We start from the raw sequence: 8,479 nt of genomic DNA, 5'->3' as shown, positions 1-8,479 counted from the left end.
CCGCCCGCCGCGCCGTCCGCGCCCCCACGGCGGCGGCCCGCCGAAGCCGCCCCGGGCCCACGGCGGCCCCGGGCGTCCACCCGGCCCGCCGCCGCCGAAGGGCGGCCCGAAGGGACCGAACGCCCCCCGGCCCTCGTACCTCTCACCGGGCGTACCGGCGAACTCCGGCCCCGGGCGGCAACCGCCGGGACCGCCTTCTCCACGGAATCGTCCTGGGCGCATGGCACCCACCTCCAGTTCGGACCGCTCGGACGCGGCCCCGTCGCGACGATCGTCAGACGATCGTTCGGGACAGTCGAGTTACTGTCTCGATAACTCGACGATATATCGCTGACTGTCGACCGTCAACGCTTTCCGATACACCTTCCGACACTGCCGCCCCCTCGGCCGCTACGGTGCGTGCATGGCCGGAGAACGAGACCTCGCAACGCTGCTGCGCGACCTGCGCCCCGTGCTCAACCCGGGGCGGTACGTCTACTGCACGCTCCCCACCAAGGTGCCCGCCGGACTGCGGCCGGTCGCCACCGTCGCCGAACCCGAGGGGGTGACCGTGGTGGTGGCCCAGGAGGAGGCGGACGCACTGGGCCTGCGCTACGAGTACGTGGCCGCCTGGATCACCCTGCGGATCCACTCCGCCCTGGAGGCCGTCGGCCTGACCGCCGCCGTCGCGACCCGGCTCGCCGAGGAGGGGCTCAGCTGCAACGTGGTGGCCGGCTACCACCACGACCACCTCTTCGTCGCCGCCGGCGACGCCGAACGCGTCCTCGCCGCCCTGGAGAAGCTCTCCGACCGCTCCGCGTGACCGGGTGGCTCCACCGGGTGGCCGCCCGCCGGGGGCGCTCGGACACTGGGAAGGGCCGGGCAGCCGCCCGGCCCCGCCGTCCGCCCCACCCGCCCGGAAGGAAGTGCGCCGCCATGGCCACCTGCGTCACCTGCGGCAACGACTACTGGCTCGCCTTCGAGATCAAGACCGTCACCGGCGACGTCTACACCTTCGACAGCTTCGAGTGCGCCATGGAGAAGCTCGCCCCGCGCTGCGAGCAGTGCAGCGTCCGGATCGTCGGCCACGGCGTCGAGGTCGCCGGGATGTTCTTCTGCTGCGCCCACTGCGCCCGCGTCAACGGCGGCCTCGGCGACCAGATCCGCGACGCCGTCGGCACCCACCCGGGCTGATCCCCCGTCCGCCCCGGGAACGCCGAAGGCCCCCCGGCCTGCTGCTTCGCAGATCGGGGGGCCTTCGCGGACGTCAGGGGCGGAAGAGTCGGCCTGTACGCCGGGTTCTGTCTCCCGGGCCGCTCGCGCGGGCCGGGGAGGCGGTCATCCATCTAGGGCTGCCGTTGCCGACAGCCTCGTGCGGTCCACCCGCGGACTCGGGCGAGCAGCCCTCAAGCATCCGCGCACGGCGCCCTGGGGCGCCGATCTTGACCTTGCTCCAGGTGGGGTTTACCTAGCCGTCCGAGTCACCCCGGTCGCTGGTGGTCTCTTACACCACCGTTTCACCCTTACCCGTCGCCTAAGCGGCGGGCGGTCTGTTTTCTGTGGCACTGTCCCGCGGGTCACCCCGGGTGGGCGTTACCCACCACCCTGCTCTGTGGAGCCCGGACGTTCCTCGGCGGGTCCTGGGACCCGTCGCGACCGCCCGGCCGGCTCTTCCGCCGTAGGGGTCATGGTAGCCGCTCGGGCGGGGCCTCCCGTACTCCGGGGCGGGCCGGCGGCGGCTCCGCGCCGAGGTGGGCGGCCACCCGGGCCGCGGTGGCGGTGCCCCAGGCGGAGGTGGTGACCAGGCCGAGCAGCAGGATCGTCGCGCCGAGCCCCACCAGGATCCACCAGCCGGCGTGGGTCGCCGGGGCGAAGCCGGTGAGCACCGGGCCGACCACGGCCGAGGCGACCACGGTGCCGATCACCGCGACGCCGAGCGACTGGCCGACCTGGCGGCTGGTCGAGGCGACGGCCGCCGCCACCCCGGCCTGGGCCCGCGGCATGCCGGACACGGCGGAGTTGGTGATCGGCGCGTTGACGAAGCCGAAGCCGAAGCCGAACAGCCCGTACGCGGCCAGCAGCAGCGCCGGCGGGGAGTCCGCCGCCAGCCGGGTCAGCAGCAGACCGCTGCCGACCAGGCCGAGACCGGCCAGCACCAGCGGCAGCCGGGGCCCCCTGGCGCCGACGATCCGGCCCGACAGCGGCGCGCAGACCAGCATCATCACGGCCATCGGCAGCGTCCACAGACCGGCTTCCATCGGGCTGTACCCGCGGACGTCCTGGAGGTAGATGGTGTTGAGGAAGAGGAACCCGCCGAGCGAGGCGAACGCGCAGACGGCGGTCAGGGTGGCCCCGGTGAACGGCGCGCTGCGGAAGAACCTCGGGTCCACCAGCGGCTCGGCGACCCGCCGCTCCCAGAGCGGGAAGGCCACCAGCGCGGCGAGCGCCGCCACGGCCAGGCCGAGGATCAGCGGGGAGGTCCAGCCGTGCTCCGGGCCCTCGATGATCGCGGCGGTGCCGCAGCCGAGCAGCACCACCATCAGCAGCTGCCCCACCGGGTCCAGCCGGCGGGCCCGCGGCGCGCGCGACTCGGGGACGTAGCGGGCGGTCAGCAGGCAGGCCAGCAGTCCGACCGGGACATTGATCAGGAAGATCGCCGGCCAGCCGGCGGCATGCACCAGGAAGCCGCCGAGCAGCGGCCCGAGCGCCATCGAGATGCCGACCACCCCGCCCCAGACGCCGATCGCCCGCGCCCGCTCGCGGGGCTCGGTGAAGGTGTTGGTGATGATCGACATCGCCACCGGGTTGAGCATCGAACCGCCCACCGCCTGCACCGCCCGGAACAGCACCAGCCACCCCAGGCTCGGCGCCAGGCTGCAGAGCAGCGAGCCGAGCACGAAGACCACCAGGCCGGTCTGGAACACCCGGCGGCGGCCGAAGCGGTCGGCGAGCGAGCCGAACAGCATCAGCAGCGAGGCCAGCACCAGGGTGTAGGCGTCGATGATCCACTGCAGGCCGGAGGCGGGGGCGTCCAGGTCCTTCTGGATCTCCGGGAGGGCGATGTTCACCACGGTGTTGTCGAGCCCGACGATGAACAGGCTCATGCAGCAGATCGCCAGGACGAGCTGTCGGCGGCGCCGGCCGGGGTCGGCGACGGGCGGCGGACTCATGAAGGTCGCATCGGGCACGGGTCGATCCTCCCACCAGGACCCGGCTCAGACGGCGGCGAAGCGGACCGTCCGGGTGGTGGGGTCCGCGACGGTGAGCCGGGCGGAGATCCGGCCGCCGAGCGGCAGGGCGGTGCCGGGTGACTCCCCGTCGGCCCCCTCGCCGGGCCCCGTCCCCGCCCGGTCGCAGCGGGCCCGGACGGCCGGCTCGCGGAGCTGGACGGTGCCCCGGCCCGGCCGCTTCCCGTCCACGTCGATGACCACCGCCGGGAAGTCCTCGCCCACCCGGCCGGACAGCACCTCCGCCTCCACCAGGTCCATGCAGGCCCGTTCGACCTCGCCCGCCCGGCGGTCCCCGGCCGTCATCAGCGCGGCCACGTCCACCAGCGCCTCGCGCGCCCAGTCCGGCGGCTCCTCCCCCGCCGCGACCGCCGCGCAGACCTCCTGGGCGAACCGGTCCCCCAGCCGGCGCAGCGGCGCGGTGCAGTGCGCGTACGGCGCGGCCAGCGCGGCGTGTCCGGGGTCGGCGGGCGCGGGCCGGCCCCGGGCGGCGTCGAAGGCCCGGTAGCCGGCGCCCCGCAGCAGCCCGGTGCACTCGTTCAGGAAGGCGGCGTGCAGCGGGCGGTCCGGGTCCAGCGAACGGACCAGGTCCGGGTACGGCAGGCCGTCGGGCCAGTCGATGTCCAGCGCGCGGGCGGTGCGGCGCAGCCGCTCGTACGCGTCGGGCGGCGCGGCGGGCAGGGTGCGGAGCAGGCCGACCCCGGCGTCCAGCATCAGCTCGGCCGCGGCCATGCCGGTGAGCAGCGAGATCTGGGCGTTCCAGCCATCGGCGGGGGTGGGCGCGCGGTAGCCGAGGACGTAGCCGCGCGGGGTCTCCTCGATCTCCTGCTCGGGCACGGGGAGGCTGACTCCGCCGCGCTCGCGCTCCTGTTCCTCGCGCAGCCGGCCGACGGTGGCGAGCAGGACGAGCTGCTCGTCGGCCCCGCCGGCGTCCACGGCGCGCTGGACGGCCGCGTAGTCGAGCCGGCGGTGCGAGCGGACCAGGGCGCGCCGCAGGTCGGCGAGGACGACGGCGCCGTCCTCGTCCAGGTCGAGCTGCCAGAGCAGCGCGGGGCGGGGTTCGCCGGGCAGCAGGCTGGCCGCGTCCTCGGAGAGCCGGGTCGGGTGCAGCGCCACCGGCCGGTCGGGGAAGTACAGGGTCTGCACCCGGCGGCGGGCCTCCTGGTCGATCGCCCCGCCGGGGCGGACGAAGGCGGCGACGTCGGCGATGGCGTAGTGCACCCGGTAGCCGCCGCCGGGGCGGTGGGCGAGGTGCATCGCCTGGTCGAGGTCGCGGGAGCCGGGCGGGTCGACGGTGAACAGCGGCAGCTCGGTGGCGTCGTGGTCGGGCAGCCGGGGTGCCTCGGCGGCCCGCTCGGCCTCCGCCAGTGCCGCCTCGGGCCATTCGGTGCGGATCTCCAGAGCGGCCCGCAGCTCGGCCAGTTCGGCATTGATCCGGGCGGAGTCGGCGGCCTTGACGCGCAGTTTTCGGCGGGGCATGGGGGCAGCGTAGGGCCGGGCGGGTGGTTCCGGCCGGAGGTCGGCGGCGGGCGGCGCGCCGACGTCCGGGCGGGGCGCGGCGGGGGCTCGCGGGCGGGGCGTCGGCGTAAGGGGTCGTAGCGTGGGAGGCGCTGATGATCGACGGCGAAGGGGGAACGGGCGATGCGAGCGGTACGGGCCGTGGGGACGGCGGTGGCCGGGGTGCTGGCGGGGACGGGGGCGCTGCACGCGCTGTGGACGGTGACGCCGTGGCCGTTGCGGACTCCGGAGGAGTTCGCGGACACGGTGGTCGGCACCGGCGACGGGGTGCCCCCGGCGGCGGCGTGCGCGGCGGTGGCGGGGCTGCTCGGTGCGGCCGCCTACCTGGTGGCCGCGGAGGCCGGGGCGGTGCCGGCGGTCGGGCCGGCGCGGCTGCGCCGGGCGGGGGTGTGGACGGTGTCGGCGGTGCTGCTGACCCGCGGCGCGGGCGGGCTGACGCTGGTCGGCGGCGAGCGGGCTCTGCGCTCGGAGCGGTTCCGGCGGCTCGACGCCCGGTACTACTCGCCGCTCTGCCTGGCGCTCGGCGCCGGGGCGGCGGTGGTCGGGGCGGCCGGCACGGGTTACCGGGAGCCGGGGCCGGTTGCGTAGGGTGGCCGGGTCCGTCGCCACAAAGTGTTGAGGAGTCCGCCGTGCTGGTCCTGTTGCCGCCCTCGGAGGGGAAGGCCGCGTCCGGGGACGGCGTGCCGGTGGCGCTCGACGGACTGTCGCTGTCCGGGCTGACGGCGGCCCGGGCCCGGGTGCTGGAGACGCTGGTCGGGCTCTGCCGGGGCGACGAGGACGCCGCCGCCGAGGTGCTGGGGCTGAGCCCCGGGCTGCGCGGCGAGGTGGCGCGCAACGCGGGCCTGCCGACGGCGGGGGCCTTCCCGGCCGGGGAGGTGTACACCGGGGTGCTCTTCGACAACCTCGGGCTGGCGACGCTCGACGAGGCCGCGTACGACCGGGCCGTGCGGACGCTGCTGGTCTTCTCCGGGCTCTGGGGCGCCGTACGGATCGACGACCGGATCCCGCCCTACCGCTGCTCGATGGGCGTGAAACTCCCCGGACTGGGGGCGCTCGGAGCGTACTGGCGGAGCGCGATGGCGCCCGTGCTGCCGGAGGTCGCCGACGGGCTGGTGCTGGACCTGCGCTCCTCCGCGTACGCGGCCGCCTGGAAGCCCGCCGGCGAGCTCGTCGCCCGGACGGCGACCGTGCGGGTGCTGCAGGAGCGCGACGGCCGGCGCACGGTGGTGAGCCACTTCAACAAGGCCACCAAGGGCCGCCTGGTCCGTGACCTGCTGGTCGCGGGCGCCGAGCCCAAGACGCCCGGCGAGCTGCTGGACGCGCTGCTGGGGCTCGGCCACCGGGTGGAGGTCGCCGCCGAGGGCACCGCGCGCAAGCCGTGGCAGCTGGACGTGGTGGTCACCGAGGTGCACTGAGTCCCGAGGTACGCCGGGGGCCGGTCGGACGGGATCCGACCGGCCCCCGGCGTCCGTCAGCGCAGGTGCCCGGTGTCGTTGAGCAGCCGCAGCGAGGCGTTGCCGTCCGCGTAGTACTGGACGGCGCAGATCGAGGCGGCGGACAGCTCCATCCGGTACAGCGAGTCCGGCGGGGCGCCGAGCGCCAGCCGGACCAGCGTCTTGATCGGGCTGACGTGCGAGACCACCAGCACGGTCTTCCCGGGGTAGCGGGCGAGGACCTTGTCCCGGGCCACCCCGACCCGGTGGGTGAGGGTGGTGAAGCTCTCGCCCCCGCCGGTCGGCCTGGCTCTGGCGGAGCCGAGCCAGGCGGCGAGGTCCTCCGGGTGCCGCTCCTGGACCTCGCCGAAGGTCAGCCCCTCCCAGGCCCCGAAGTCGACCTCGCGCAGCCCCTCCTCGTACCGGACCTCCAGGCCCAGCCGGGCGGCCACGGTCTCGGCGGTCTGCCGGGTGCGCAGCATCGGCGAGGCCACCACGGCCTGGACCGAACCGCGCGCGGCGAGCGCCTCGGCGGCCCGCTCGGCCTGCCAGCGGCCCTTCTCGGACAGCTCCGGGTCGGTGCCGCCGCTGCCGGAGAACCGCTTCTCCGGGGTGAGGTGGGTCTCGCCGTGCCGGAGCAGGACGAAGGTGGTCGGGGTGCCGAGGTCGGCGGGCGCCGCCCAGCCGGCCTTGGGAGCGGCGGTCTCCAGCGACGGTTCGGGCTCGTCGACGGCGGCGGCCTTGGGGGCCCTGGGCTCCCACTGGCGGCCCGCCTTGCCCGCGTCCATCGCCTCGTTGGCCAGCCGGTCGGCGTCCTTGTTCCGCTCGCGCGGGATCCAGGTGTACGCCACCTGCCCGCGCGGGAAGACCTCGCGCGCCTCGGCCGCGAGCGGCTGCATGTCCGGGTGCTTGATCTTCCACCGGCCGGACATCTGCTCGACGACCAGCTTGGAGTCCATCCGGACGTCCACCGAAGCGGCCGGGTCGATCGCCCGGGCCGCCCTCAGGCCGGCGATCAGGCCCTTGTACTCGGCGACGTTGTTGGTCGCGTGGCCGATGAACTCCGCAGCCTCGGCGATGATCTGTCCGGTGTCGCCGTCCCGGACCACCGCGCCGTAGCCGGCCGGCCCCGGGTTGCCCCGGGAACCGCCGTCCGCCTCGACGACGAACCTGCGCACGGCCACCGGGTCAGACGCCCGAATCGGCGGTGCGGACCAGGATCCGGGAGCAGTTCTCGCAGCGGACCACCTTGTCGGCCGGCTCGGCCTTGATGGAGTTCAGCTCGGTGATCGAGAACTCGGTGCGGCAGCCCTCGCAGCGGCGCTGGAACAGGCGGGCCGCGCCGACGCCGCCCTGCGTCTCGCGCAGCTTGGCGTAGACCTTCATCAGGTCGGCCGGGACGACGGCGGCGACGGCCTCGCGGTCGCGACGGACCTTCTCCACCTCGGCGTCGATCTCGGCGTACGCGGCGTCCCGGCGGCCCTCGGCCTCGGTCAGCACGACGGTGGAGTGCTCCAGGCGCGCGGTCAGCTCGGTGACCCGGGTCTGGGCGGACTCCAGCCGCTCCATGATCTCCAGCACGACGTCCTCGAGGTCGCCCTGGCGCTTGGCCAGCGAGCCGATCTCGTGCTGGAGGTTCTCCAGGTCCTTCGGCGAGGTGATCGCGCCGGAGTCCAGGCGCTGCTGGTTGCGGGCGGCCCGGGAGCGGACCTGCTCCACGTCCTGCTCGGCCTTGGTCAGCTCACGGGTGGTGTCGCCGTGCTGGGCCTGGGCGGCGACCACCAGGTCCTTCAGCGCGGTGTGGTCGGCGTTGACCTTGTCGATCTCGGCGTGCTCCGGCAGGCTGCGCCGCCGGTGGGCCAGCTGGTCGAGCTTGGAGTCGAAGGCCTGGAGGTCGAGCAGGCGGATCTGGTCGGCGGGCGCGGCGTTCAAGCGGAGAGCTCCTGTGAATCGGGTCAGGCGGGGAAGGACATGGGGGCGTGCGCGGTCCACGGGTCGGTGACCGTACGGGAGACCCTGGTCTCCACGGTCCACCCGCGCTTCTCGGCGGTACCGAGCAGCGCCCGCTCGGCCAGCGGCAGCCAGGGCCACTCGGTGGCCCAGTGCGCGGCGTCGACCAGGGCGACCGGCGCCGCCTCGGCGGCCTCGGAGGCCGGGTGGTGGCGCAGGTCGGCGGTCAGGTAGGCGTCGACGCCCGCCGCGCGCACCTCGGCGAACAGGCTGTCGCCCGATCCGCCGCACACCGCGACCCGGCTGACCAGCCGGTTCGGGTCACCGGAGACCCGGACGCCGGCGGCGGTGGCCGGCAGGCCGGCGGTGACC

The 8,479-nt window shown here is 75.3% G+C and carries 9 protein-coding genes and 1 other RNA gene; 4 read left to right on the top strand and 6 right to left on the bottom strand.

What is annotated here, in order from left to right; all coding sequences use genetic code 11:
* Positions 1–403 precede the first annotated feature (403 nt).
* Positions 404–802 (top strand): ACT domain-containing protein, encoded by a 399-nt coding sequence (locus tag VR45_RS15945; RefSeq protein WP_045940422.1) that lies wholly within the window; start codon positions 404–406, stop codon positions 800–802.
* A 113-nt stretch (positions 803–915) separates the two neighbouring features.
* Positions 916–1,173 carry a hypothetical protein gene (locus VR45_RS15940; protein ID WP_030391599.1) on the top strand — a complete coding sequence of 86 codons (258 nt, stop codon included), beginning with the start codon at positions 916–918 and terminating at the stop codon, positions 1,171–1,173.
* A gap of 80 nt (positions 1,174–1,253) precedes the next feature.
* On the opposite strand, the gene rnpB is transcribed toward VR45_RS15940, so the two are convergent.
* The 3 genes from rnpB to VR45_RS15930 all read right to left on the bottom strand — a co-directional run bounded on the left by rnpB (position 1,254) and on the right by VR45_RS15930 (position 4,685).
* Positions 1,254–1,651, bottom strand: an RNA gene (rnpB, locus tag VR45_RS42370) — RNase P RNA component class A.
* A gap of 13 nt (positions 1,652–1,664) precedes the next feature.
* A complete protein-coding gene (locus VR45_RS15935) occupies positions 1,665–3,149 on the bottom strand; it encodes a DHA2 family efflux MFS transporter permease subunit (protein WP_045940424.1) in 1,485 nt (494 codons plus the stop codon).
* 45 nt (positions 3,150–3,194) lie between these two features.
* The gene (locus VR45_RS15930; protein ID WP_045940421.1) at positions 3,195–4,685 is read right to left on the bottom strand and encodes an RNB domain-containing ribonuclease; all 1,491 of its coding nucleotides are present in this window, start codon (positions 4,683–4,685) and stop codon (positions 3,195–3,197) included.
* A 162-nt stretch (positions 4,686–4,847) separates the two neighbouring features.
* On the opposite strand from VR45_RS15930, the gene VR45_RS42365 reads away from it, so the two are divergent.
* Both VR45_RS42365 and yaaA read left to right on the top strand, forming a co-directional pair.
* The gene (locus VR45_RS42365) at positions 4,848–5,312 is read left to right on the top strand and encodes a DUF3995 domain-containing protein (protein ID WP_078896557.1); all 465 of its coding nucleotides are present in this window, start codon (positions 4,848–4,850) and stop codon (positions 5,310–5,312) included.
* Between the two features lie 41 nt (positions 5,313–5,353).
* Positions 5,354–6,139 carry a peroxide stress protein YaaA gene (gene yaaA, locus VR45_RS15920; protein WP_045940420.1) on the top strand — a complete coding sequence of 262 codons (786 nt, stop codon included), beginning with the start codon at positions 5,354–5,356 and terminating at the stop codon, positions 6,137–6,139.
* A gap of 56 nt (positions 6,140–6,195) precedes the next feature.
* On the opposite strand, the gene VR45_RS15915 is transcribed toward yaaA, so the two are convergent.
* The 3 genes from VR45_RS15915 to VR45_RS44115 form a co-directional block, all read right to left on the bottom strand.
* On the bottom strand, positions 6,196–7,335 hold the full coding sequence (locus VR45_RS15915; RefSeq protein ID WP_234325986.1) for a bifunctional RNase H/acid phosphatase: 1,140 nt from the start codon (positions 7,333–7,335) through the stop codon (positions 6,196–6,198).
* A gap of 10 nt (positions 7,336–7,345) precedes the next feature.
* The gene (locus tag VR45_RS15910; RefSeq protein ID WP_045940418.1) at positions 7,346–8,089 is read right to left on the bottom strand and encodes a C4-type zinc ribbon domain-containing protein; all 744 of its coding nucleotides are present in this window, start codon (positions 8,087–8,089) and stop codon (positions 7,346–7,348) included.
* 23 nt (positions 8,090–8,112) lie between these two features.
* A partial coding sequence (locus tag VR45_RS44115) for a Nif3-like dinuclear metal center hexameric protein (RefSeq protein ID WP_045940417.1) occupies positions 8,113–8,479 on the bottom strand: 367 nt, incomplete at its 5' end.

This window comes from Streptomyces sp. NRRL S-495 (assembly GCF_000966955.1).
Taxonomy (GTDB): Bacteria; Actinomycetota; Actinomycetes; order Streptomycetales; family Streptomycetaceae; genus Kitasatospora; species Kitasatospora purpeofusca.
This window is presented reverse-complemented; position numbering and strand designations above follow the sequence as displayed.

Bases quoted from the DNA above. Each gene is read 5' to 3' on its own strand.
- VR45_RS15945 (WP_045940422.1), top strand. From the start codon at position 404: ATGGCCGGAGAACGAGACCTCGCAACGCTGCTGCGCGACCTGCGCCCC.
- VR45_RS15940 (WP_030391599.1), top strand. From the start codon at position 916: ATGGCCACCTGCGTCACCTGCGGCAACGACTACTGGCTCGCCTTCGAG.
- VR45_RS15935 (WP_045940424.1), bottom strand. From the start codon at position 3,149: ATGAGTCCGCCGCCCGTCGCCGACCCCGGCCGGCGCCGCCGACAGCTC.
- VR45_RS15930 (WP_045940421.1), bottom strand. From the start codon at position 4,685: ATGCCCCGCCGAAAACTGCGCGTCAAGGCCGCCGACTCCGCCCGGATC.
- VR45_RS42365 (WP_078896557.1), top strand. From the start codon at position 4,848: ATGCGAGCGGTACGGGCCGTGGGGACGGCGGTGGCCGGGGTGCTGGCG.